This is a genomic window from Variovorax sp. GW821-FHT09D07 (assembly GCF_059416345.1).
The window spans coordinates 292,472-316,344 of record NZ_JBWKOY010000006.1; the positions used below are offsets into that span (position 1 = coordinate 292,472).

Annotated in this window: 22 protein-coding genes and 1 tRNA gene; 10 read left to right on the forward strand and 13 right to left on the reverse strand. The window is 67.5% G+C overall.

What is annotated here, in order from left to right; all coding sequences use genetic code 11:
• Positions 1-3 precede the first annotated feature (3 nt).
• From AC07OX_RS22520 to AC07OX_RS22550, 7 genes are read left to right on the forward strand one after another with little or no spacing between them, the layout of a single operon-like run.
• Positions 4-927: a branched-chain amino acid ABC transporter permease gene (locus AC07OX_RS22520; protein WP_062469725.1), complete on the forward strand. Its 924-nt coding sequence runs from the start codon at positions 4-6 to the stop codon at positions 925-927.
• Positions 924-2,702 carry a branched-chain amino acid ABC transporter ATP-binding protein/permease gene (locus AC07OX_RS22525; RefSeq protein WP_495262345.1) on the forward strand — a complete coding sequence of 593 codons (1,779 nt, stop codon included), beginning with the start codon at positions 924-926 and terminating at the stop codon, positions 2,700-2,702. Before AC07OX_RS22520 ends, AC07OX_RS22525 begins: the two co-directional genes overlap by 4 nt.
• Positions 2,703-2,722: 20 nt before the next feature.
• A complete protein-coding gene (locus AC07OX_RS22530) occupies positions 2,723-3,433 on the forward strand; it encodes an ABC transporter ATP-binding protein (protein ID WP_495262344.1) in 711 nt (236 codons plus the stop codon).
• 28 nt (positions 3,434-3,461) lie between these two features.
• Positions 3,462-4,430 (forward strand): MBL fold metallo-hydrolase, encoded by a 969-nt coding sequence (locus AC07OX_RS22535; RefSeq protein WP_095746773.1) that lies wholly within the window; start codon positions 3,462-3,464, stop codon positions 4,428-4,430.
• A 1-nt stretch (position 4,431) separates the two neighbouring features.
• On the forward strand, positions 4,432-5,355 hold the full coding sequence (locus AC07OX_RS22540) for a DMT family transporter (protein ID WP_495262343.1): 924 nt from the start codon (positions 4,432-4,434) through the stop codon (positions 5,353-5,355).
• A gap of 9 nt (positions 5,356-5,364) precedes the next feature.
• Complete coding sequence (locus AC07OX_RS22545) at positions 5,365-6,549, forward strand: NADH:flavin oxidoreductase/NADH oxidase (protein ID WP_495262342.1); 1,185 nt, start codon at positions 5,365-5,367, stop codon at positions 6,547-6,549.
• Positions 6,546-7,268 (forward strand): EthD domain-containing protein, encoded by a 723-nt coding sequence (locus AC07OX_RS22550; protein WP_495262341.1) that lies wholly within the window; start codon positions 6,546-6,548, stop codon positions 7,266-7,268. Before AC07OX_RS22545 ends, AC07OX_RS22550 begins: the two co-directional genes overlap by 4 nt.
• On the opposite strand, the gene AC07OX_RS22555 is transcribed toward AC07OX_RS22550, so the two are convergent.
• The 3 genes from AC07OX_RS22555 to AC07OX_RS22565 form a co-directional block, all read right to left on the reverse strand.
• Positions 7,231-7,632 (reverse strand): hypothetical protein, encoded by a 402-nt coding sequence (locus tag AC07OX_RS22555; protein WP_070062744.1) that lies wholly within the window; start codon positions 7,630-7,632, stop codon positions 7,231-7,233. The two genes, AC07OX_RS22550 and AC07OX_RS22555, sit on opposite strands and share 38 nt — an antisense overlap.
• Positions 7,633-7,849: 217 nt before the next feature.
• Positions 7,850-8,200 (reverse strand): hypothetical protein, encoded by a 351-nt coding sequence (locus tag AC07OX_RS22560; protein ID WP_495262340.1) that lies wholly within the window; start codon positions 8,198-8,200, stop codon positions 7,850-7,852.
• 541 nt (positions 8,201-8,741) lie between these two features.
• The gene (locus tag AC07OX_RS22565) at positions 8,742-9,449 is read right to left on the reverse strand and encodes a hypothetical protein (protein WP_495262339.1); all 708 of its coding nucleotides are present in this window, start codon (positions 9,447-9,449) and stop codon (positions 8,742-8,744) included.
• 187 nt (positions 9,450-9,636) lie between these two features.
• Here AC07OX_RS22565 and AC07OX_RS22570 point away from each other — a divergent pair, with 187 nt between their 5' ends.
• A complete protein-coding gene (locus tag AC07OX_RS22570) occupies positions 9,637-10,506 on the forward strand; it encodes a DUF2971 domain-containing protein (protein ID WP_495262338.1) in 870 nt (289 codons plus the stop codon).
• A gap of 148 nt (positions 10,507-10,654) precedes the next feature.
• Here the strand turns inward: AC07OX_RS22570 and AC07OX_RS22575 are convergent.
• From AC07OX_RS22575 to AC07OX_RS22605, 7 genes are all read right to left on the reverse strand, one after another.
• Positions 10,655-10,729, reverse strand: a tRNA-Arg gene (locus AC07OX_RS22575).
• 67 nt (positions 10,730-10,796) lie between these two features.
• Positions 10,797-14,894, reverse strand: coding sequence for a translocation/assembly module TamB domain-containing protein (locus AC07OX_RS22580; protein ID WP_495262337.1), 4,098 nt, complete (start codon positions 14,892-14,894; stop codon positions 10,797-10,799).
• 8 nt (positions 14,895-14,902) lie between these two features.
• Positions 14,903-16,834 (reverse strand): autotransporter assembly complex protein TamA, encoded by a 1,932-nt coding sequence (locus tag AC07OX_RS22585; RefSeq protein ID WP_495262336.1) that lies wholly within the window; start codon positions 16,832-16,834, stop codon positions 14,903-14,905.
• Between the two features lie 58 nt (positions 16,835-16,892).
• Positions 16,893-18,080, reverse strand: coding sequence for a vWA domain-containing protein (locus AC07OX_RS22590; RefSeq protein ID WP_062482585.1), 1,188 nt, complete (start codon positions 18,078-18,080; stop codon positions 16,893-16,895).
• A 21-nt stretch (positions 18,081-18,101) separates the two neighbouring features.
• The gene (locus AC07OX_RS22595; protein ID WP_369645173.1) at positions 18,102-18,689 is read right to left on the reverse strand and encodes a GNAT family N-acetyltransferase; all 588 of its coding nucleotides are present in this window, start codon (positions 18,687-18,689) and stop codon (positions 18,102-18,104) included.
• A 46-nt stretch (positions 18,690-18,735) separates the two neighbouring features.
• Positions 18,736-18,951 (reverse strand): hypothetical protein, encoded by a 216-nt coding sequence (locus AC07OX_RS22600; protein WP_492680176.1) that lies wholly within the window; start codon positions 18,949-18,951, stop codon positions 18,736-18,738.
• A 36-nt stretch (positions 18,952-18,987) separates the two neighbouring features.
• On the reverse strand, positions 18,988-19,842 hold the full coding sequence (locus tag AC07OX_RS22605) for an AAA family ATPase (protein ID WP_307696966.1): 855 nt from the start codon (positions 19,840-19,842) through the stop codon (positions 18,988-18,990).
• Positions 19,843-19,992: 150 nt separating this feature from the next.
• On the opposite strand from AC07OX_RS22605, the gene AC07OX_RS22610 reads away from it, so the two are divergent.
• Positions 19,993-20,685: a c-type cytochrome gene (locus tag AC07OX_RS22610; RefSeq protein WP_070062690.1), complete on the forward strand. Its 693-nt coding sequence runs from the start codon at positions 19,993-19,995 to the stop codon at positions 20,683-20,685.
• Positions 20,686-20,768: 83 nt separating this feature from the next.
• Here the strand turns inward: AC07OX_RS22610 and pcaG are convergent, their stop codons facing one another.
• Together pcaG and pcaH are read right to left on the reverse strand one after the other, a co-directional pair.
• Complete coding sequence (pcaG, locus tag AC07OX_RS22615; RefSeq protein WP_495262335.1) at positions 20,769-21,380, reverse strand: protocatechuate 3,4-dioxygenase subunit alpha; 612 nt, start codon at positions 21,378-21,380, stop codon at positions 20,769-20,771.
• Between the two features lie 12 nt (positions 21,381-21,392).
• Positions 21,393-22,115 carry a protocatechuate 3,4-dioxygenase subunit beta gene (gene pcaH, locus AC07OX_RS22620; protein WP_095746761.1) on the reverse strand — a complete coding sequence of 241 codons (723 nt, stop codon included), beginning with the start codon at positions 22,113-22,115 and terminating at the stop codon, positions 21,393-21,395.
• Positions 22,116-22,218: 103 nt separating this feature from the next.
• Between pcaH and AC07OX_RS22625 the strand changes: the two genes are divergently transcribed.
• Entirely contained in the window at positions 22,219-23,214 is a 996-nt protein-coding gene (locus AC07OX_RS22625) for a LysR substrate-binding domain-containing protein (RefSeq protein ID WP_495262334.1), read from the forward strand.
• 4 nt (positions 23,215-23,218) lie between these two features.
• Here AC07OX_RS22625 and AC07OX_RS22630 read toward each other — a convergent pair whose 3' ends face one another.
• The gene (locus AC07OX_RS22630) at positions 23,219-23,653 is read right to left on the reverse strand and encodes a DUF1841 family protein (protein WP_062482964.1); all 435 of its coding nucleotides are present in this window, start codon (positions 23,651-23,653) and stop codon (positions 23,219-23,221) included.
• Positions 23,654-23,873 lie beyond the last annotated feature (220 nt).

The following is a 23,873-nucleotide window of genomic DNA, read 5'->3' on the forward strand; positions in this document are numbered from 1 at the left end:
ACCATGGTTGAAGCGCTCCTGCAGGCGCTCATCAGCGGGCTCGCCGTCGGCGGTGCCTATGCGCTGGTGGCCCTCGGATTCAGCATCACGTTCACGACGACCAAGACGCTGAACTTCTCGCACGGCGAGTTCGTCTCGGCCGGCGCGTTCATCGGCATGAGCGCGCTGTTCCTCGTGCTGGGCAAGCCGCTCAGTTCCACCACCTTCGGCGACGCCGTGCCCGGCGCGGGCGCGCAGCTGTTCGCGCTGGTCGCCGCGCTCGGCGTGATGGGCCTCCTGGGCTGGCTGCTCTACGTGCTCGGCGTGCGTCCGTTCGCGGGCCGCCCGGGCATGGCCTGGGTCATGAGCACGCTGGGTTTCGGCGTGATCCTGCAGAGCGTGGGCCTGGCCATCTGGGGCCCGAAGCCCGTGGTGGTGCCCGCGCCCGTGGGCGACACCGTGATCCGCATGTTCGGCGTGGGCGTGCGCCCGCAGGAACTGCTCACGCTGGGCGTGGCCGTGGTCGTGATGATCGGCTTCGACCGCGTGATGAACCGCACCATGATCGGCAAGGCCATGCGCGCCGTGGCGCAGAACGGCAATGTGGCCAGCCTCATGGGCATCAACACCAACGCCATGATGATCGGCGCCTTCGTCGTCAGCTCGGCGCTGGCGGGGCTGTCGGGCTTCCTGCTCGCGCCCATCGCGCAGGCCTCGCTCTTCATGGGGCTGACCGTGGGGCTCAAGGGCTTCTCGGGCGCCATGATCGGCGGGCTGAGCAACCCGCGCGGCTGCGTCATCGGCGGCTTCCTGCTGGGCGTGCTCGAGTCGATGGTGAACCTCTGGCAGGCGCAGTGGCGCGAGGTCGCGGTGTTCGCGCTCGTGATCCTGGTGCTGGCGTTCCGGCCCACGGGCCTGTTCGGCCGCTCGACGGTGGAGAAGGTATGAAGCGCCTCGCCCATCCCGCCGCCGTGGTGCTGGTGGCGGCCGTGCTGTGCGGCCTCGTCTCGCTGTCCGGCAACGACTACTACCTGCGCATCGCCTTCATGATGTGCGTCTACTACCTGTGTGCCGCCGGCATGAACGTGCTGGTCGGCTATGCAGGACAGAAATCGCTGGGCCAGGCCGGCCTGTTCGCGGCCGGCGCCTACGCGGTCGCGCTCATCACCTCGCGCACCGAGCTGAGCCCCTGGCTCGCGCTGGTGATCGCGGCCGTCGTCTCCGGCGTGTGCGGCGTGCTCATCGCGCTGCCTTCGCTGCGCGTGAAGGGCCCGTACCTCGCGATGGTCACGCTGGCCTTCGGCATCGTGGTCGAGAAGCTCGTGGGCGAATGGACCGACGTGTTCGGCGGCGCGCAGGGCATCTACGGCATCCGCCCGCTGACCTGGAACGGCCAGCCGCTGAGCAGCGTGCAATGGGTGATTTTGGGCATCGTGCTCAGCGCCGCGCTGCACCTGCTGCTGCGCAACCTGCTGCAGGGCCGTTTCGGCCGCGCGCTGCTGTCGCTGCAGGCGGACGAGATCGCCTCGTCGTCGGTGGGCGTGCGCGTGTACCGCGCCAAGGTCATGGCCTTCGTGGTCGCGGCCGTCACCTGCGGCATCGCGGGCGCGCTCGTGGCGCAGCAGAACCAGTACATCAACTCCGACTTCATCACCTTCCACCTGTCGATCTTCATCCTGCTCTTGGTGCTGTTCGGCGGCGCGGGCTCGATGTACGGCCCCATCGTGGGCGCGGTGCTGCTCACGGCGACCGACGCGCTGCTCGCGCGCTGGCCTTCGGCGCAGCACTTCCTGTACGGCTTTTTGCTGCTGTTCGCGCTGTATGTGATGCCGGGTGGCGTGGTGGGCCTGTTCAATAGGTGGTTCCTGAAGTCGCGCCACCGCGGCGAAGGGGCGGCCGGCAACGGCGTGCCGGGCCGGATCGGTCCCGGCGGCGAAGGCGAGCTGCTGGTGGTGCAGGGCGTGACCAAGTCGTACGGCGGCGTGAAGCCGGCGCAGGACGTGTCGTTCCGCCTGCAGCGCGGCCACATCCATGCGCTCATCGGCCCGAACGGCGCCGGCAAGAGCACCATGATCAACATGCTCACCGGCGTGGTCGAACCCGACGCGGGCGTGATCCGCTTCCTGGGCCGCAACATCGTGGGCCAGCCGGCGCACACCATCTGCTGCCTGGGCATGGGCCGCACCTTCCAGAACCTGCGCCTGTTCGCCGACCTCTCGGTGCTCGACAACGTGATGCTCGGACGGCACAGCCGCATGAGCAACGGCTTCCTGTCGTCGCTCGTGGCCTGGCCCACGGCCGGCAAGCAGGAGCGCGCCACGCGCGAGCGCGCGCTGCAGCTGCTCGACCTCGTGGGCCTGGGCCACCTGGCGCACTGGCCCGCCGGCAGCCTGCCCTACGGCCTGCAGCGCCGCGTGGAGCTGGCGCGCGCGCTGGCCACCGAGCCGCAACTGCTGCTGCTCGACGAGCCCGCCGCCGGCCTCAACCCGCAGGAGACGGCCGAGCTCGGCGAACTGCTGGTGCGCATCGGAAAGTGCGGCGTGTCCATCCTGATGGTGGAGCACCACATGGACCTGGTGATGTCGATCTCCGACCACGTGATCGTGCTCGACTACGGCGTGAAGATCGCCGAAGGCAAGCCCGCCGAGGTGCAGTCGAATCCGCGCGTGGTCGAGGCCTACCTGGGCGTGGACGACGAAGAATCCGAAGCAGTGCCCGCCTGAGCCAGAGGACCGAAACCATCATGTTGAAAATAGAATCGGTGAAGGTCTCGTACGGCGCCATCGAGGCCGTCAAGGGCGTGAGCCTGGAAGTGCGCGCGGGCGAGGTCGTCACCATCATCGGCGCCAACGGCGCCGGCAAGAGCACGCTGCTCAAGAGCATCGTCGGGCTGGAGCCCGTGACCGAAGGCCGCGTGCTCATCGACGGCAAGGACTGCACGCACGTGCCCGCGCACCAGCGCGTGGGCCTGGGCGTGGCGCTGTCGCCCGAGGGGCGCGGCGTGTTCCCCGACCAGACCGTGCGCGAGAACCTGATGCTGGGCGCCTACTCGCGCCGCAACGACAAGGCCTTCGTGGAGCGCGCCATCGAACGCGAGTTCGCGCGCTTCCCTCGCTTGAAAGAACGCGAGCATCAACTGTCCGGCACGCTGTCGGGCGGCGAGCAGCAGATGCTCGCGATTGCCCGCGCGCTCATGAGCGAGCCGCGCCTGCTGCTGCTCGACGAGCCCTCGCTGGGCCTGGCGCCGCTCATCATCAAGGACATCTTCGATGCCATCCGCCAGCTGCGCAGCTCGGGTCTCACGATCCTGCTGGTGGAACAGATGGCCAAGCAGGCGCTGGGCGTGGCCGACCGCGCCTACGTGCTCGAAACCGGCTGCATCACGCTCGAAGGCTCCGGCCGCGAGCTGCTCGACAACCCCAAGGTGAAGTCGGCGTACCTCGGCACGCATTGAATTCACCGCTCACATCAAAGGAACTCCCATGACCACCAAGAAATTCGCCAGCCAGGCCGACCTCGAAGAAAAGAAGGTCTCGTTCACCCGCCTCTCGGAGAACGCCTACGCCTACACCGCCGAGGGCGACCCCAACACCGGCGTCTTCATCGGCGACGAGGCCGTGATGGTGGTCGACACCCAGGCCACGCCCGCGATGGCGCAGGACGTGATCCGCCGCATCCGCGAAGTCACGCCGCTGCCCATCAAGTACGTGCTGCTGAGCCACTACCACGCGGTGCGCGTGCTGGGCGCGTCGGCGTACTTCAAGGAAGGCGCCGAGCAGATCCTGGCCAGCCGCGACACCTACGACCTGATCGTCGAGCGCGGCGAGCAGGACAAGGCCAGCGAGATCGGTCGCTTCCCGCGCCTGTTCCGCAACGTCGAGTCGGTGCCCGCTGGCCTCACCTGGCCCACCATGACCTTCGACGGCACCATGAGCGTGTGGCTCGGCAAGAAGCTCGAAGTGAAGATCGCGCAGGTCGGCCGCGGCCACACCAAGGGCGACACCATCGCCTACCTCGAAGACCAGAAGATCTGCTTCGCCGGCGACCTCGTCGAATACCAGAGCACCGCCTACGCGGGCGACTGCTACTTCCGCGACTGGCCCACAACGCTGGACCGCCTGGCCGGCTTCGGCTTCGAGAAGCTGGTGCCCGGCCGCGGTGCCGCACTGGAAAACGCCGCCGACGTGCGCAAGGCGATTGCCTCCACGCGCGCCTTCATCTCCGACGTCTACACGCTGGTGAACAACGGCGTGGCCGAGGGCAAGTCGCTCAACGTGATCTACAAGGAAACCGTGGCCGCGCTGCGCCCGACCTACGGCCACTGGGTGATCTTCGACCACTGCATGCCCTTCGACGTGACCCGCGCCTACGACGAGGCGACGGGCCATGTGCACCCGCGCATCTGGACCGCCGAGCGCGACATCGAAATGTGGAACGCGCTCGAAAGCTAAGGTGAACCAACCCGCGCCCTCGCACGGCGCCACGCCCGCGTCCGTGCAGGGCTGGATGCTGCTCGCGATGCTGGTGTGGGGCGTGAACGTCTCGGCCGTGAAGGCGCTCACCGGCTCCTTCGAGACGCTGCCGCTCGCGGCGCTGCGCATGGGCGTGGCGTGCATCGCGCTCAGCGCCATCGTGCTGTGGCGGCGCGGTGGCGTGCCCCGGCTCACGGCGCGGCAGCTCGCGGTGATGGCGGGCTGCGCCTTCCTCATGGTCTACGGCAACCAGATCCTGTTCGCGCAGGGGCTGCTGCGTTCCACCGCCACCAACGGCGCGCTCATCATGGCGCTGAGCCCGCTGGTGTCGGCGCTGATGGCCGCGCTGGTCTTCGGCGAGCGCTTCACGCCGCGCCGCATGGTGGGCGTAGCGCTGGGCTTCGCGGGCGTGGCGGCGGTGGTGCTGAGCCACCCGGGCGCGGGGCTGTCGAGCGCCGGCATCGGTGACCTGATGCTCGCGCTGTCGGTGGTGAGCTTCGCGGTCGGCGGCGTGGGCGTGCAGCGGCTGGCGCGGCAGATCGATCCGCTGTCGATCAGCTGGGTCATCTACCTCATCGGCACGTTCATGCTCGTGGTGCACACCCTGCTCGGGCCGTCGCGGCTCGGTGCGGCGCAGCTCTTTCCCGGCCTGTGGCCGTGGGCGCTGGTGCTGTTCTCGGGCATCGCGGCCACTGCCGCGGGCAACCTCATCTGGAACCGTGCGATCTCCGTCATCGGCGTGGCGCGCACGGCCGTCTTTCTCTACTGGGTGCCGGTGTTCGGCGTGCTGTTCGCGGCGCTGCTGCTGGGCGAAGTGCTCACGTGGTGGCACCTGTTCGGCTTTGCCGCGGTGATGACCGGCACCTGGCTCGGCACGCGGCCGGTGGCTGCGCCGGCCCCTTGATTCCTTCACATGCCTGATTCTTCTCTTCCCCTGCTGTTCCAGCCCGTGCAGCTGCGCGAGCTCACGCTGGCCAACCGCATCGTCATCTCGCCCATGTGCCAGCACGCCGCCGAGCGCGGCCATGCCACGCCGTGGCACCTGGTGCACCTGGGCAAGTTCGCGCTCGGCGGCGCGGGCCTGATCCTCACCGAGAGCACCGCCGTCGATCCGCGCGGGCGCATCGGCACCGCCGACCTCGGCCTGTGGAACGACAGCCAGATCGCACCGCTGAAGGCCGTGGTCGACTTCGTCCATGCGCAAGGCAGCGCCATCGGCGTGCAGCTGGCGCACGCGGGCCGCAAGGCCGGCAGCGAGCCGCTGTGGGAGGGCGGGGCGGCCATCGACCCGGCGCGCATGGCGGCCGATGAAGAACCCTGGGAGCGCCTGGGCCCCAGCGCGCTCGCGGCCGGCCCCGGCTGGTCGGCGCCGCGCGCACTCGATGCGGCGGACATGGCCGAGGTCGTGCAGTGTTTTGTCGATGCCACCGTGCGCGCCGACCAGGCCGGCTTCGACGTGGTCGAGCTGCACTTCGGCCATGGTTATCTGGTGGCGAGCTTCCTGTCGCCCAACGCCAACCACCGCGACGACGCGCTCGGCGGCAGCCGGGAGAACCGCATGTCGCTCGCCTTGGAAATCGCGCAGCGCGTGCGCGCCGCATGGCCCGCCGGCAAGCCGCTGTTCTGCCGCCTCTCGGCCGTGGACGGCACGCTCGACGGCTGGAGTCTCGACGACTCGGTGGTGCTCGCGCGCGAGCTGAAGCGCTGCGGCGTCGACGTGATCGATTGCTCGTCCGGCGGCCTCACCGAAGAGACGCGCGCGCTGCCCGTGCCGCGCGGCTTGGGCTTCCAGGTGCCCTTCTCTGAACGCATCCGGCGCGAGGCCGGCGTGGTCACGCAGGCCGTCGGGATGATCGTCGACGCGCAGCAGGCCGAGGCCGTGCTCGCCGCCGAGCAGGCCGACCTCGTCGCGCTCGGCCGCGAAGCCCTGTTCGACCCTTACTGGCCGCACCACGCGGCCGCCGCGCTCGGCGCCGATCCGCAGTACCAGCGCTGGCCCGTGCGCCACGGCGTGTGGCTCGCCAAGCGTGCGCCCGGCCTGGCGCGTGCGCGCGCCGAGGCAGAGAACGCGCAACCCCACAAGGAGACCGACCGATGACCGAACCCACGACGACCACGACCCTGCGCATGGGCCTGATCCGCAAGCAGCCCGGCTGGACCGACGAGGCCTTCAGCCGCCACTGGCGCGAACGCCACGGCCCGCTCGTCGCGCGGCTGCCCACGCTGCGCGCCTACCGCCAGAACCGCGTGACCGACCGGCTGCAGCGCGGCATCGACTTCGCGCGCGGACCGTGGGACTTCGACGGCTTCTCGCAGCTGCAGTTCGACGCCGCGGCGCAGGCCGATGCGGCCTTCAACATCGGCGAACTCGCCGCGGAGATCCGCGCCGACGAGCAGCACTTTCTGGGCGGGCTGCACATCGTGACGGTCGAGCAGACCGAGGTCATCGCGCCACCGTCGCCCGCATCGTCGGCGGGGCCGGCGATGCTCAAGCGCATCTCGACCCTGCGACGCCCGGTCGCGCAGTCGGAAGAAGACTTCCGCCGCGAATGGAAGGTGCACGCCGACCACGTGCGCCGCATGCCCGGCGTGGCCGGCTACCGCCAGAACGTGGTCGTCGCGCGCGAGTTCGAGAAGGGCACACCCTGCGGCTACGCCGAGCTGCCGATCGACGGCATCGTCGAGCTGTGGTTCGAGAACCCCGACACGCTGAACGCCGCCTTTGCCTCGCCCGAAGGCCAGCGCACCATGGCGCACGCGAAGACCTTCCTGGCGGAGATCACGGCCTTTGTGGTGGAGGAGTTTCGGGTGGTGTGAAGGCCGACGCGAGCCCGTAGTGCACCGACGTGCTCAGGGCCGGGATCACCGGGTGGTGGGAGACGGGGTGCGATGCGCGCGCGGGCACCGTGCCGATGGGCGCGATCTCGCGGGGTCGCTGCACCGGCGGGGCTTCCGGTTCGTCGCTGCGCCCGGGCGGCTCGGGCAGGAACACCCCGCGCCGCAATGACCAGATGCAGGCGCCGAGGCGCAGCAGCTTTTCGACCTTCACGTCATGCGCCGGATCGTCCGGCGACTCCTGCGCGATCAGCTCGCCCAGCTGCGTGAGTGCATCGGCGGGCGTCATGCCGCGCCCGATCCGTGCCACTTCCACCATGGCCGCCAAGGCCTCGGTCTTGTTCATCGCTTGCCCCCTGTTGCTTGTCTCTTGCTACGAAGGACAGCATGCCGTTACGCGATGCATCCAAAAGTAGTCCAGCGCGCCGTCGGGGCGTCGATTGAAATCTCGTCGCTGCGCGGGGCGGGGCGTACGCGGGGGCGGCGCAGTGCATCCCGCCGGGGGAGTGACAACAGATCAGGGGGCCGCCGCCGTTCGAGTCGGCGGGGCGGCGGTGTCCGGCTCAGTGCGCGTCATTCGCTCCGGATGGCAGGAAGGCGAGGCACTGGCGCAAGGTCGCCGTTGGGTGGCTCGGGTCATCGATGCCGGAGAGGACCACGCTGCTGAGTTCGTCGAGCCGCCCGAGGATGCCGGGAAGCCGACGCGAGAGTGTGTGCGGGTCGAAGGAGTCGGATTCGACAAGCGTTTGCAGGATGCTCAGCCAGTCCAGCGACTCGCATGCCGCACTGCAGATGACTTCGCGCCGGTCGGCGTCAAGAAAGTCTTTTTCTTGAGGCGGATGCTGTACCGGCTTGGGCGGTGCAGCTCGAGTGAAGGCGCGGGGGACGGTGTTGCTAGACTTCTTGGTAGCCATGGTGTGCGGTTCTTTCTAGGGTTTGCACGTTGTGGTCAGGCTGGTTCGGTGTTCCACCACCGTTCCGGCCGCCTTGATTTGCCTCAGAAGATCGCGACCGTCTGGCACGACCGCGAGACGCCCTGAGACGCGGCGTTCACGTCATTGCCTCGAGGTCGGTTCCTTCGCTTGATCGAGGGCCCGGCTCAACCAATCGGCACCCAACCGCCTCAACTTGGCCCAGTGATTGGGGGTGAGGCGGATCGAACCACTCTTCTTGCGCAGGTCGTCCGGCAATGGGGGGCGGCCTATCTTCGAGCGCTCTTCGGGGTTTGTTTTCGTCATGGGCTGCTGGTTCTCCGTGCCACTAAGCGAAGGACGGAAACTGGACGAGCCCGAACTTTCTGCGTGCGGTTTTGCCGCATGCCGGGACATCAAATGTTGTCCATGGGAAAGAAAAAGAGACCTACCACGCCCTGGCAACTGCGAACTCGAGAAGACTGAAAACCAGGCTGCCGATCTCATGGGGAGGCGCGCGTTTATCAGATCGAGAGCACAACTTTTAGTGCAACAGTTTCTGTATGGCTTGCGCGAGTTGAGGGACTCCTACTGCAACGGTAACTACGTTTGCCAACGCGGCGAGGTTCTCAAGCAAACGCTTTCCAAGATCGGTGTCCGTCAGGAACGCTCGATATCCAGGGTCGAAAGCACAGTGCGCTACTGTTGTTTCTATTTCGTCAAGTAGGGGAAGTGCCCCGGTGAGTTTGTATTCCTCGATCATCGTGATGATCTCTCGAAGTCGTCTAGTCAGATATTTCTTGATCTCCGGAGCGATGGGAGCCCCCAAAACGCTTGAAAGAATCTCAGAGAGTTCCTCCCTTAATGCTAGGAGCTGCTCGGTTTCCACCAGTGCGGTGTTTGTCTTCGCTCGCAGAAGGCTCGCTGATAAGCGAAGCATTGTGAGCGTGTTGGCATCAATATTGTTCCTGAACGACTCCCAATGGCCGTGCAGGTTTTGCACCATGAATGCACCGTTCACGACGTTCGCCCAATGGTCCCAGGTGCCATCCGCGTCAGGGTGATCCTCTTGCAATGCAAGCACAATTTGGCGTGGCAGCGACATTAGCTTCCCTAGCCGATCTACGAGGGTGACGTTGTCCTTTGTGTCTAGAAGAATCTGCCAAACCTCTAGACAAGAATGCTTCTGCGGAAAATCCTTTACCCGCTCCAATATGGAAAGAAGGCGAGCGGCAGGGTTGTCGTAGTTCATAGGTGGATGTATTCGCGAGTTCCGAGAGTACGAGGTCTGGGTTTGAGGTTGAAAAAAATTTCAAAGTAGATCAACCCGGGCAATGGGGTGAGTATCGCGGTCGATTTTTGCCAGCGCCGATCAGAATTCCTTCCGATCGGTTAATGTAAGTATTGAAGCGTATTTTTTTGCCCTCCTAAGCAAGCCCATGAGCACAGTACTCCCTGATCTTCCTCGTCGTCTGTACAAGTACTTTGGCGCGGCGCGCGCGGATGTGCTTCGAACAAGGATGCTGCGTTTCAGCCCTCTTGGTGCATTCAATGACCCTTTCGAAGGGCGACCATTTTTCGCGGGAGTTGCGACCAAGGAAGAGATGGTAGAGGCATACAGGGTTCATATGCACGAGAAAATTACATCAAAGTACGTCGACTTGGTAAGGGAAGGCCATCAACTTGCTCCGCTTGAGCAGTGGTTCGAGATATACAAAAAAGAATTTGCAAGATTGCAGGAGAAATTCCTCGAGCAAGCAAGTGATCACATCCTCAAAGGCGCCAGCGTTCTATATCGCAAGTTTGATGAATCGTTGGGCGCGCTATGTCTATGTGAGGCGCAAGACAATTTGCTGATGTGGTCTCACTACGCGGATAGCCATGCTGGCTTCGCTGTCGAATTTGACTCCACGTCTCAGTTCTTCGACCAGCGTCGAAGTCCTTCTGACGAAATGAGGCACGTACGAAGAGTCCGCTACCGAGACACTCGACCGAACCTACCCTTGAGTCAAATGGATACTGTTGAGTTGTTCTTCGTCAAGAGCGCACATTGGGCGTACGAGCGCGAGTGGAGAGTGCTGCAGGCGTTGGCGGACGCGAGTCATACCGTTTCTGCGGATCCGTTCCCGATTCACTTGTTCAGTTTTCCGCCAAACGCCGTGACTGCAGTTGTGCTTGGGGCCCGGTGTACGGCTGCTGTTGAACTCGAGGTCCGTGAGCACCTAAAAGAAGCGGATCTCAGTCATGTGCAACTGAAGCGCGCGGTACCAGACGAAAGCCACTTCATGCTGCGTTTCGTCAATGCATGATCTGTCGAAGATCATTCGGTAGTCCCAAACCCAATGAGGCTTCGCCTTCATACCGTTGGATTTGCGCGGAGCACTATCGTGCTCTGTTCACCCAGCTGAACTAACAAGATTGAATGATTCATGCAAGAGACGGCACGATGCGGTCCCTTGGTGCCTTCGACAGGAATCGAACCTGTATCTGAGTCTTAGGAGGACCCCGTTCTATCCATTGAACTACGAAGACGGTGTGCGCCGCTGCTGCTGCTGCGGCGCGGCCCGCACTTTACCAGCTTGGGGTGTCCCGGCCGCCCTCAGTCGTACTTCACCGTGTAGATCAGGTCCACCCCACTCGTCTGCCCCGCCTGGCCCCGCAGCGTGAGGCGCTTGGTCAGGTCGTAGAAGATGAAGAGGGTGCCGAAGGTGCCGCCCAGGCTGCGTTCGTAGGTGATGTAGAAGTCCTTGGACAACCGCTTGCCCAGCGTGACGGCCGACTCGCGCAGGTCGCCGCCGTTGCCGGGGCCCTTGAAGCCGAGTTCGTCCAGACCGAAGCGGCTGGCCAGGCTGCCGCCGGTGGTGGTGCCGCCGATCTTGCCGAGCAGCGACAGGGCGGCCTGCTGCAAGAGGGCCGACTCGCCGCCGCTGGTGGCCGAGGCGCGGCCCAGGATGACCCATGACAGCGTCTCGGCGTCGGACAGCGCGGGCTCCGCGTAGAGCTTCACGCGGGGCGACTGCGCGGAGCCGGTGATCTGCACGCCGGCGCGCTGCGCAATGTTCGGGCGGATGGCCAGGATGTCGAGCGCGGGGTTGTCGAAGGGGCCGTTGAAGCGCGCGATGCCGGTCTCGACGTCGAGCTGCTGGCCGTAGGCGCGGTACTGGCCCTTGACGGTCTTCACCTCGCCGGTGATGCGCGGCGGGGCATCGAGGCGGGTGCTGCGGATTTCGAGTTCGCCCTCGAGCCGGGTGGTGATGCCGCGGCCCTGCACGGCGAAGTCGTCACCCAGGTCGAAGGTGACGACGATGTCGGGCGGCTTGGCGGTCTGGGGCTTGGCGGCCTTGGCCGCCTGGGCGTCGGCCTTGGCGGCTTCGCGCTGCGCGGCCTCGGCGGCGGCCTTGTCCTTGGCGGCCGAGCGCACGACGACGTCGCTGCCCAGGCTGGGCGCGGTCTCGTCGGGCAGGATGATGACGGCGCGGTCGGTCTTGAGCTTGCCGCGCACGTTGAACTGGCCGTCGTCCAGCCGCGCCTGCAGGTTGCCCGACAGCGACACCTGGCGGTCGGTGCGCACCAGCACGCGCAGGGCGCGCAGCTCGGCCTGCAGGGCCATGCGGATGCCGGTGCTGGTCGTGCTGTTGTTGCTGCCCCAGCTGAGGTCGCCGCGCGCGGTGAGCGAGCCGCCGTCGGTGCGCGCTTCGCTGGCGGCGGTGCTGCGGTTGCCGCTCTGGCCGCCGATGCGCGCGTTGCTGCCGGCGCCGCCCCTGAGCGTGAACTCGGCAATTTCCAAACGGTCGCCGGTGAGCGAGGCGCGCAGGCGGCCGTCGCGCAGGTCGAGGCCTTCCACCGGCGCGCGCAGCGCGAGCTGGTCGGCGCCGAGCGTGCCGTTCCAGCGCGGCGCGGTGCGGCTGCCCGACAGGGTGGCGTTGGCGTCGAGCGTGCCGGCGATGCGCCAGCCGGGCGGCGCGAGCATCGACCACACGCCCAGGTTGGGCAGCGCGGCGCGCAGCGTGCCGTTCAGGGGCGCGTCGGGGGCCCATTGCCAGCCGCCGCTGCGCTGCTGCATGCGGGTGCCGAGTTCGGCGTCGAGGCGGCCGGCGCGTTCGCTGTCCCAGGCCAGGGTGGCGCGCACGGCGTCGCCTTGCGCGTCGAGCTGCAGTTCGGCGCGGCGCAGGCCGGCCGGGGTGGCGGTGACATCGACGCCGTTGACCTCGTTCTTGCCGCTGGCCGAGCTCATGGTGCGTTCGCTCGCGGTGCCGGTTCCGGTGCTGGTGATGCGGGTGACGAGCGCGGCCTCGCCGGCCTGCACGCGGATGTCGCCGCTCTGGCGCGCAAGGCGGGCCTTGGCGCGCAGGGTGTCGCCGGCGTCGATGTCCCAGTCGCCGTTGAACAGCAGGTCGCCGCTGATGCCGAGTTCGCTCAGCGTGGCGTTGGCGCCGAACGCGCCGGCCCAGGCCATCGGCAGGCCCTGCATCTGGCCCTTGGACTGCAGGCGGAACACGCGGTTGGGCGCGGCGCCGCTCTGGTTGAAGCGCAGCGGCTGCCAGTCGATGCGCACGGTGCCGGGCAGCGGGCCGCGCAGGGTGGCGTCGGCGGCGGAAGCTTCGACGTCGAGGCGGTTGTCGGCGGCGCGCACGGTGGCCGTGACTTCACGGCCCAGCTCCAGCACCCAGGGGCCCTGGCCGGGGCGCGCGGTGACGGTGTCCTGCGCTTGAAGTCGTAGGCTGGCGAGGGTGGCGCGCCACTGGTTGGCGCTGGCGAGGCCGCCGCTGGCGCGGGTGTCGAGCGCCAGCTTCTGCGTGCCGGTGGTGGCCTCGCCCTTGAGCGTCAGCGTGGCCTGGGCGATGCTGCCGGCGAGGTCGGCTTGCAGTGCGCGCAGTTGCACATTGGTGGCCGTGCCGCCGGGCTGGGCGGCGGGCAGGCCCAGATCGAGGCGCGGCACGGCGAGCGCGGCCTTGAGGCTGGGCTCGGCGTTGCCGCGTGCTGCCGGGGCGCCGGGGTTCTCGATGCGGCGCTGCACGGTCTGCCAGCCGCCTTGCCAGCTGGCGTCGAGCCGGGCGCTGCCCTTGGCACTGGCGTTCGCGAACACGCTCGACAGGCCCGGCAGGCCTTGCACCCAGCGCTGCATGGCTTCGGCGTCGTCGATGCGTGCCTGGAGGTCGCCGCCGCCGGTGGTGGGCGCGATGCGGCCGTCGAGCTGCGCGCTGCCGCCCGGCAGCGAGAGGGCGAGCTTGCCGCTGGCGGCTTGATCGGCCACGCGCACCTGCAGCTTGCCGTCGATGCTGGCGCGCATCGCTTCGACGCGCAGGGTGCGCAGGTCGAGCACCTGGTCTTTCCACTGGCCCTGCGCCAGTGCGCGGTCCAGGCCGAAGCCGGGCAGCGCCTTGCTGCCGGCGCCGCCGTTGCCTTCGGCCCTGAGGGCCACGTCGAAGACGAGGGTGTCGGAATCTTCGGCCTGCCGCGCGCTGATCTGTCCGCCGACGGGCGCGCCCGACAGCTCGCTGTACAGCGCGCCGGGCCGCACGCCGCGCACGGTGGCGCGCACTTGCCAGGGCGAGGGCGCGGGGCTCCAGCTGCCTTCGGCGTCGATGCGGCCGCCGCCTGCGCGCACGGTGGCTTCGGGCACGGTCCAGGTCGTGCCGTCGAAGCCGACCTGGGCCTGGACCTGCTCGAGGGGCAGCTTCTGTTCGTCCCACGGGCCGGCGACGGCGTTGCGGATGTCGGCCGAGGCCTTCCACGCGGCGGGGCCGGTGGCGGCGTCGGGCGCGAGCTCGACGGTGCCGGTGAGCCGGGTCCGGGGCGCGCCGGGCCAGAGGCTGGCGGCATCGACGTTGCGCAGGTCGGCCTTGGCTTCGACCACGGGCTGCGGCAGCCAGGGCGCGATCTGCGCGCGCAGCTGGGCGGCCATGGGCGCTTCGGCGTCGGGCTCGGTGGGCTGCAGGTCGGCGGCGACCTGCAGGCGCGCCTCGGGGCCGGCCAGCGTGCCTTTCACGGAGGCCTTGGCCTGCACTTCGATGTGGCGGTCTTCGGCGAGCGGGGCTTTCACGCGGCCGTCGAGCGTGGCGTCGAGCGCCATCGGTGCCGGGCCCTGCAGCCGCACGCGGGCGCTGTAGTGGCCGTCGGCGATGTCGACGCCTTCGATGTCCAGCGCGTGCTGCGCGGCCAGGTAGCTGTAGCGGCCCGCGAGGCCTTTGGCTTCCAGCGCGGGCGGTCCGGCCCAGCGCACCTCGTCGATGCGGAAGGGCACCTCGGCCACTTCGACGGGCAGCGCGATCTGCGCGAGCGGCTCGGTCGGCGTGTCGCTGGGCGGGCCGCGGCGTTCGATGGACAGGCTCGCCGCGTGGATCTCGCCGAGCTGCACCTTGCGCTGGAACAGCGGGGCGAGTTGCCAGCCGAGCGTGGCGTCGTTCACCTCGACCGCGAGGCTCTCGCTTTGCCACTTGAGCCAGCCGATGCGTCCGCCGGTGCGCAGCGAGCCGGTGACGTCGCGGCTCTCGAGCGTCTGGCCCGCGGGCAGGCGCTGTGCGGCCTGGGCGAGCGCGAAGGCCAATGATTTGTTCGAGCCCAGCCACCACCAGGTGCCTGCGGCGAGCAGCAGCACGACGAGCAGCAGACCCGCCAGCGTCCAGCCCAGCGCGCGCAGCACGCGGCGGGTGCGCGAGCGGGGACGGGGCGTGGCTGTGGTGGGCGTGGACGGCATGAAGCGGGTCAGAAGGTGAAGCCGAGGCGGAAGTGCAGGCGGAATTTCTTCGAGTCGACGCCGTAGGCCAGGTCGGCCTGCACCGGGCCGACCGGGCTGCGCCAGCGCGCACCGACGCCCACGCCGACCTTGGGCTTGAGCTCGCCGGGCTTGTCGGCCACGGCGCCGGCATCCACGAACACCACGCTCTCCCATTCGGTGAGCTTGTCCTTGTAGACGAAGGGGCGCTGCCATTCGAGGCTGGCCACGCCGAGGTAGCGGCCCGCCACGGTCTTGCCGTCGGCGCGCACGGTGCCGATCTGCTTGTAGCTGTAGCCGCGCACGGTGGTGTCGCCGCCGGTGAGGAACATCAGCGTGGACGGGATCTGCGCGCTCTCTTTGGCGGCGACGGCGCCGGCCTCGAGGCGCATCTGCAGCCGGCTGCGGCGCGCGCGGGCGTTCCTGTCGTCGGCCGCGCCCAGCGGCAGCACGCCGAGAAAGCGCGCGTAGGTGCGCGTGAAGGGCACCTGCTGGCCGGTGAGCGTGTAGCCCGCAGCCATTTCGAGCGCCAGGCCGTAGCCGCGCGAGGGCGCCGAGTTGTCGTCGAAGTAGCGCCCGGTCCAGCCCCAGTTGGCGGTGACAGCCGAGGCCGAGGGCGGCGCGTCGGTGCCGCGGTTGTGGGCGTAGTCGTACTGCAGGAAGTAGCTGCGGTCGATGTGGTCGCTCGACTTGTTGCGCCCGCCGCGCAGCCGGCCGCTGTCGACCACGTAACTGCCCGACTGCTCGCTCTTGAGTTCGCCGCCGGCGAACCAGCGCCAGCCGCGGTCGTCGGGCACGGCGTTCCACTCGGTGCCCAGTGACTGGATGTCGTTGTCCAGCGAGAGCCGCGACACCGCGCGCCAGCCCAGCAGCGGCATGCGGTTGTGCGTGTGGTCGATCGACAGGCGCGGGCCGTTGTCGGTGGTGAAGCCCACGCCCATCACCACCTTCTGCAGCGGCGCCTCGCGCAGCTGCGCGATCACGGGCGCGGCCAGCGGCGTGTGGCTGTCGGTGTCGAGCGTGAGGAACACCGAGTCGTAGTAGCCGCTGCTGGCCAGGCGCTGCTGGGCGTCGAGCAGCTTCTGCTGGTCGTAGTCGGTGCCGGTGGGCAGGCGCGCGATGCGGCGCGCGGCGTCGGCGTCGTAGCGCTCCACGCCGCGCAGCACCAGCGGACCGAACTTGTAGGCCGGGCCCGACTGGTAGGTCACGCCGAGGCGGGCCTCATGGCGGTCGGCGTCGATCTCGGCGCGGCTGATTTCCACGCTGCCGGTGGGAAAGCGCTTGGCAGTGAGGCTGCGCAGCGCGGTGGTCTTGGCGTCGTCCCACGCGCCTTGCGTGAAGGGCTCGCCGGCGCGCAGTGCCCAGCCGGTGCGGATGGCGTCGCGCTGGGCTTCAGCGCTGGGGTCGTTGGCGATCTGGCCGGCGTAGCGGATCTGCACGGTCGACACCTTCGTTCGCTCGCCGGGCGCCACGGTGATGACGACCTCGCGCGGGGCCTCGGTGCTGTCGGGTGTTTCGTTGAGTTCGAGCGTGAGCGTGGGCGTGAAGTAGCCCAGCGTGCCCAGCAGCTCGCGCGCATTGGCCTCGGCCGCGACCATGAGGCGCGAGACCTCGGTCACGCCCAGGTCGTCGAGCTCGCGGTAGCGCTGGATTTCGAGATGGCGCGCGAGGTAGTCGCGCTCGGTTTCGGGGCCCCGCACGTCGACCGTGAAGGCGTTGCGCCGGCCGTCGGCCTTGGCCTTGTCGTCATCCTTGGCGGTGTTGCTGTCGGCGTCGGCGCTGCGTACCACGCCGACGGTGGACGCACCGGTGTCCGCCGCCTCTTTTTTAGGCAGCAGGCTGCAGCCTTGCAAAAGCAGGACGCCGGAAAAAAGCAAAGCCGGCCACAACGCCGGCGAAAGAACGGATGCCACCCTGACCATGGGGGCATTCTGACAGCACCCGTGTGGCGGCTGCCCCCCACTTGTGCGGGGCCGCGGGTTACTTGGACAGCATGCGCATCGCCTCTTCGAGGCCGCGCAGCGTGAGCGGGTACATGCGGTTGGACATGAGCTGCTGCATCACCGCGATGCTCTGGCGGTACTGCCACACGCCCTGGGGCTCGGGGTTGATCCAGGCGAACTTGGGGAAGGTGTGCGTGAGGCGCTGGATCCACTCGGCGCCGGCCTCTTCGTTGTTGTATTCGACGCTGCCGCCAGGTTGCAAGATTTCGTAAGGGCTCATCGTGGCGTCGCCCACGAAGATCAGCTTGTAGTCCTTGTTGTACTTGCGCAGGATGTCCCAGGTCGCGAACTTCTCGGAGAAGCGGCGCTTGTTGTTCTTCCACATGAAGTCGTAGACGCAGTTGTGGAAGTAATAGAACTCCAGGTGCTTGAACTCGGTCTTCACGGCCGAGAACAGTTCTTCGACGCGCTGGATGTGCTCGTCCATCGTGCCGCCCACGTCCATCAGCAGCAGCACCTTGACGTTGTTGTGGCGCTCGGGCCGCATCTTGATGTCGAGGTAGCCGGCGTTGGCGGCGGTCGAGTGGATGGTGTTGTCCAGGTCGAGCTCTTCCTCGTGGCCTTCGCGCGCGAACTTGCGCAGCCGGCGCAGCGCGACCTTGATGTTGCGCGTGCCCAGTTCCTGCGTGTCGTCGTAGTCCTTGTAGGCGCGCTGGTCCCACACCTTCACGGCACTGCGGTTCTTGCCGGCGCCGCCGATGCGGATGCCCTGCGGGTTGTAGCCGCCGTTGCCGAAGGGCGAGGTGCCGCCGGTGCCGATCCACTTGCTGCCGCCTTCGTGGCGCTCCTTCTGCTCTTCGAAGCGCTTCTTGAGCGTTTCCATGAGCTCGTCCCAGCCCATCTTCTCGATCTTGGCCTTTTCTTCGGCGGTGAACTCGCGCTCGAGCGTCTTCTTGAGCCAGTCGAGCGGCACTTCCTTGGTGAAGTCGGTGAGCATCTCGACGCCCTTGAAGTAGGCGGCGAAGGCGCGGTCGAACTTGTCGTAGTGCTTCTCGTCCTTCACGAGCGCGGTGCGCGAGAGGTAGTAGAAGTCGTCGATGCCGTAGGCGCCGTCGGAGTTCGGGCCCACCACGTCGGACTTGAGCGCCTCGAGCAGCGTGAGGTATTCCTTGACCGACACCGGCAGCTTGGCCGAACGCAGGGTGTAGAAGAAGTCGATGAGCATGGAGCGCTCCTTGTGTTTCGTTCAGCCGCGCGGCTTGTCGAGCAGGTACTGCAGCTGGGCCTTCACCTCGGGCCATTCGCCCGCGCGCAGGCTGTACATGACGGTGTCGCGGATGGTGCCGTCACGGCGCATCACGTGGCCGCGGATCACGCCGTCTTTCTTCGCGCCCAGGCGCTCGATGGCGCGCTGCGAGGCGAAGTTGAAGTTGTCGGTGCGCCAGCCCACCACGTTGCAGCCCAGCGTGTCGAACGCGTGCGTGAGCATCAAGAGCTTGCAGGTGGTGTTGACGTGGGTGCGCTGGCAGCGCTCGGCGTACCAGGTGTAGCCGATCTCGACGCGCTTCACGCCCGGCAGGATGTCGTGAAAGCTCGTGCTGCCCAGCACGGTGCCGCTGGCTTCGTCGGTGACGGCGAAGGCGAAGCGGTCGGCCGTTTTGAGGGCGGTCTCGATGTAGGCACGCGTGTCCTGCGGCTCGGGCACGGAGGTGACGCGCAGCTTCCACAGCTCGCCATCGGCGGCCGCGGCGCGCAGGCCGTCTTCGTGGGTGAGTGCCAGCGGCACCAGCGCGAGGCCGCGGGCCTTCAGCGTGACGGGTTCGACGAACGCCATGTGCAAACTCTCCGTGTCTCCGTGCAGGTCTCGATGGATCTGGGGCTCAGGCGCGCGGGTCGCCGTACTTGTGCACGTACCACGCGCGCGCGGCCTGCGCACCGGCGCCGCCGCCCAGGCCGATCAGCGCAATGCCGACGATCTCGCGCGTGCCGTACTTGCTGTCAGTGCCGAAGGCGTCGAGCCCGAGCAAGAGCCCGATCCCGCGCCCGATCAGCGCGCCCACCACGAACAGCACCGCCTGGGCGATGCCCAGCTTCATCAGCTGTCTGGTGGAATGCGGTTGCCGGCTCATGGCCTAGCGGTTGTTGCGTTGCATGAAGACGAGCTTCTCGAACAGGGTCACGTCCTGCTCGTTCTTGAGCAGCGCGCCCACCAGCGGCGGCACGGCGACCTTGTCGTCCTTGCTCTGCAGGGCTTCGAGCGGAATGTCTTCGGCCACCAGCAGCTTGAGCCAGTCGAGCAGCTCGGAGGTCGAGGGCTTCTTCTTCAGGCCGGGCAGGTTGCGCACGTCGTAGAAGGTCTTCATCGCCGACGTGAGCAGCTCCTGCTTCAGGCCCGGGAAGTGCACGGCGACGATGTGCTTCATCGTCTCGGCATCGGGGAACTTGATGTAGTGGAAGAAGCAGCGGCGCAGGAAGGCGTCGGGCAGTTCCTTCTCGTTGTTCGAGGTGATGAACACCAGCGGACGGTGCTTGGCGCGGATGAGTTCGCGCGTCTCGTAGCAGTAGAACTCCATGCGGTCGATTTCGCGCAGCAGGTCGTTCGGGAATTCGATGTCGGCCTTGTCGATCTCGTCGATCAGCAGCGCAACCGGCTTGTCGGCCGTGAAGGCCTGCCACAGCACGCCCTTGATGATGTAGTTCTGGATGTCCTTGACGCGCTGGCCGCCGTCCACGTCGGCCAGCTGCGAGTCGCGCAGGCGGCTCACGGCGTCGTATTCATACAGGCCCTGTTGCGCCTTGGTGGTCGACTTGATGTGCCACTGCAGCAGCGGCATGTCGAGCGCTTGCGCCACTTCCTCGGCCAGCATGGTCTTGCCGGTGCCGGGCTCGCCCTTGACGAGCAGGGGGCGCTGGAGTGTGATGGCCGCATTGACCGCCAGCATCAGGTCCTGAGTGGCGACGTAGTTGTCTGAGCCCTTGAATTTCATGAGTGGAGCGGAGGCAGGGTGGAGAAAAGAACACACTCGATCTGCATTGCGCAGTCTCTTGTGCAGCCCGCGCGAGGTTCCCGTGGGACCCTTGCATATAATCGAATGTTGATTCGAAAAACTGTATCTCCACGAGATTGTGCGCGCAAAATGAACAAGTTGTTGACCACGATGTTTGCCCTTGCTGTCGCTTGCGTGACGGTCTCGGCCCAAGCCCAACAAGTCACTGGCAAGGCCCAGGACGGAGCCAAGAAGGTCCAGATGTGCGTGGGTTGCCACGGCATCATCGGCTACCAGGCGAGCTTCCCCGAGATCCACAAGGTCCCGATGATCGCGGGCCAGAGCGCCACCTACATCTCGGCCGCGCTCACCGCATACAAGGGCGGTGACCGCAAGCACCCGACGATGCGTGCCATCGCCGACAGCCTCACCGAACAGGACATCGCCGACCTCTCGGCCTACTACAGCCAGCTGGGCGTGAAGGAAGGCGACGCGCCTGCGGCCACACCGGCCAAGGCCGCGTCCGAGAACGTCCAGGCGCTCATCGCGCGCGACAAGGACAACAGCTGCACCAAGTGCCACGGCGCCAACTTCAACACGCCGAACGACGGCACCGTGCCCAAGCTGGCCGGCCAGCACGCCGACTACCTGTTCGTGGCGCTGAAGTCGTACCGCGTGAAGAACAACCCCCACCTGGGCCGCTCCAACGCCGTGATGGCTGCACAGGTCGAACCCAAGAAGTTCACCAACGCCGAGCTGAAGACGCTGGCCACCTACATCAGCTCGCTGCCTGGCGAACTGAAGGTCGTGCCTGAATCGCGCCTGCATCACGCGCCTCAGTAAGCCAGACAGACGGGCATCGACCCGCTGCCCCAAAGAAAAAGCCCGCATCAGCGGGCTTTTTTTCGTCCGGATTTTCCCGGGGGTCAGACGTCGAAGAAGGCCGTCTCGTCCGCGCCTTGCATGCGGATGTCGAAGCGGTACGTCACCGCGCCGCCTTGTTCCACGCGCTCGGCGACCAGCGTGTGGCGGCGTTCGGCCGGCACGCTCTGCAGCACCGCGTCCTTGGCGTTGGCTTCGGCCTCGTCGCTGAAGTACACGCGCGTGAAGGCGTGCAGCAGCAGGCCGCGCATCAGCACGATCACATTGATGTGCGGGGCTTCGCCGGGCGTTTCGGCGCCGGGCTTGACGGTGTGGAACACGAAGCGGTTCTGCGCGTCGGTGCCCGTGCCGACGCGGCCGAAGGCGCGAAAGCCCAGGGCGCGCGCCTCGTCGGGCGTCTGCGGGTAGCGGCCTTCGCCGTCGGGCTGGCTGATCTCGACCAGCGCGTCGTTGATCGGGTTGCCGTCGCCGTCGATCACGCGGCCTTCGAGGCGGATGCGCTGGCCGCTGGCAGCGTCCAGCGCCAGCACGGCATCGAAGGGCTGATTGAAGTTGTAGCCGTACTGCGTGGCGGTGAGGCCGTAGGCGAAGTAGGGGCCCACGGTCTGCGAGGGCGTCTGGCCGAAGTCGGCTTCCTGTGCGGTCATCAATGGCATGGGGAATTCCTTTCAGCGGTTCTCGAACGGCGTTTCATCGGCGCCGCGCAGCACCATGTCGAACTGGTAGCCCAGGGCGTAGCCTTCCTCGGTGATGTCGAGGCTGAAGTCGGCAATGAGGCGGTTGCGGTAGCGCTCGGGCGTGCCGGTGACCATCGGGTCGTACTGCAGCAGCGGGTCGCCGGGGAAGTACATCTGCGTCACGAGGCGGCTGGCGAAGCTCTGGCCGAACAGCGACAGGTGGATGTGCTGCGGGCGCCAGGCGTTCGGGTGGTTGCCCCAGGGATACGCGCCGGGCTTGATGGTGAGGAAGCGGTAGCGGCCTTCGCTGTCGGTCAGGCAGCGGCCCGCGCCCAGGAAGTTGGGGTCCAGCGGGGCGTCGTGCTGGTCGACCTTGTGCACGTAGCGGCCCGAGGCGTTGGCCTGCCACAGCTCGACCAGCGTGTTGGCCACCGGACGGCGGCGCTCGTCGAGCACCTGGCCCGTGAGGATCATGCGTTCGCCCAGCGGCTCGCCGTTGACGCGCGCGTTGCGCGTGAGGTCGTGGTCGAACTCGCCGATGCTGTCGTGGCCGTACACCGGCTGCTGCAGCTCGCCGAGCGAGGCTTTCAGCGGAATGAGCGGCTTCTGCGGGCCGCGCTTGCCGGTCGACTTGTAGCCGGGGTAGATGTAGCTGGGATGGGCGTCCCAGTCGCGCGGGGTGAGGGTGGGCTGGGCGCCGCTGGTCTTGGTCATGTACGTTGTCTCCTGTCGTGGGACGAATCCGAAGCCCGCACTGTAGAAGTCGCAATCAATGATGTAAATTGAAGATTGTTCCAGTTTCAATAACCAGAAGGCATTGAAAAAGTCTCCCGCCGAGCTTCGCCAGGATTTCGTGCGCAACGTGCAGCTGCGGCACCTGCGCGCCTTCGTCGCGGTCGCGCAGGAGCGCCACCTGGCGCGCGCGGCCGAGCGGCTGGCGCTGAGCCAGCCGGCGGTGTCCAAGACGCTGTCGGAGCTCGAGGCCGTGGTCGGCACCCGGCTGGTGGAACGCAGCCAGGCCGGTCGCCGCGGCGTGCAGGGCCTCACGCCGGCGGGCGAACAGCTGCTGGCCCACGCCCTGCGCGTGCTCGAAGCGCTCGACGCCAGCGCCCAGGCCGTGGCGCCGGCCGCGGGCGGGCGCATCGAGCGCCTGCGCATCGGCGCCTTGCCCAGCGTGGCGCCCGCGCTGTTGCCGGCGGCGCTGGCGCGGCTGCGCGAGGGCTGGCCGGCGGTGCAGATCCTGGTGAAGAGCGCGGCCAACGCCGTGCTGCTCGACGAGCTGCGCGCCGGCGAGCTCGACCTCGTGGTGGGCCGCATGAGCGATCCGCGCCTCATGGGCGGCCTGAGCTTCGAGCTGCTGCACACCGAGCCGCTGGTGTTCGCCGTGCGCGCCGGCCATCCGCTCGCACTCAAGCCGGCGCCGGTGCAGGCGGTGCTCGACTATCCGTTGGTCGTGTACGGCGAGGGCACGATCCCGCGCCACAACACGGAGAGCTTTTTGTCGGCGCGCGGCCTGGCGCTGCCGCGCAATGCCCTGCAGACGCTGGACGTGGCGGTGGCGCGCGCGCTGGTGGCGGTGTCGGACGCGGTGTGGATCACGCCGCTGGGCGCCGCGCGCAGCGAGCTGGCTGACGGCCGCCTGGTGCGGCTGCCGATCGACACCACCGGCACCGAGGAGCCGGTCGGCCTCCTGCAGCGCAGCGAGGCCGAGCCGTCGCCGCTGCGCGCCGCGATGGCGGGGCTGCTGCGCGAAGCGGCGAAGGCGCAGGGCGCGTTGCCGGCGCGAAAGGGAACGCCGCGCGCCGCCGGCTGATCGCTCAGTCCTTCGTTGCGCGACGCTGCACGCAGGCCACATAGCCATCGCCATCCGGCGGGCGTCCCGCGCGCTGGCTCTCCCACATCATCTGGCCCAGGCAATCCATCGCCTCGTGGTGCGCATGCAGCAGCGAGCCGCGGCGCGCGGCCAGCAGCTCGACGGCCTGGCGGATGCCGCGCGGCTGGTCGATGGAGCACTGCTCGCTGATCGACAGGTGCATCGACAGATGCAGGAACGGGTTCTCGCGGCCGTTCGATCCGTCGTAGACCCGCGCCACGGCCGCGTCGGCGTCGATCAGGTCCTCGTGGTACTCGGGGTGTTCGTCGATCCAGCCGGCCGCGATGGTCTCCAGCGGCTCCATCGGCAGGCCCTGCCGGTGCTTGGCGTACACGTCGCAGAAGAAGCGGCGCACGTCTTCCTGGGAGGGATTGAACATATATAGAAGAGAGAAGAAGGAAAGAGAAAAAGCGGGTGGCGCGGCGTGGGCGCCAGGGCTGTGGAAAGTGCGCGTGACACGCCCGGCGTTCCGGGTACGAGGCGTTACATCGTTACGTAACGAATCGCGAATTGACCTCCTTACGGGCTGTTTCGGAGGTCGGTGCGCTGTGCGGTTTTCAGAAAAATATCCATACAAATCAATCACTTGAAGCGCCGAT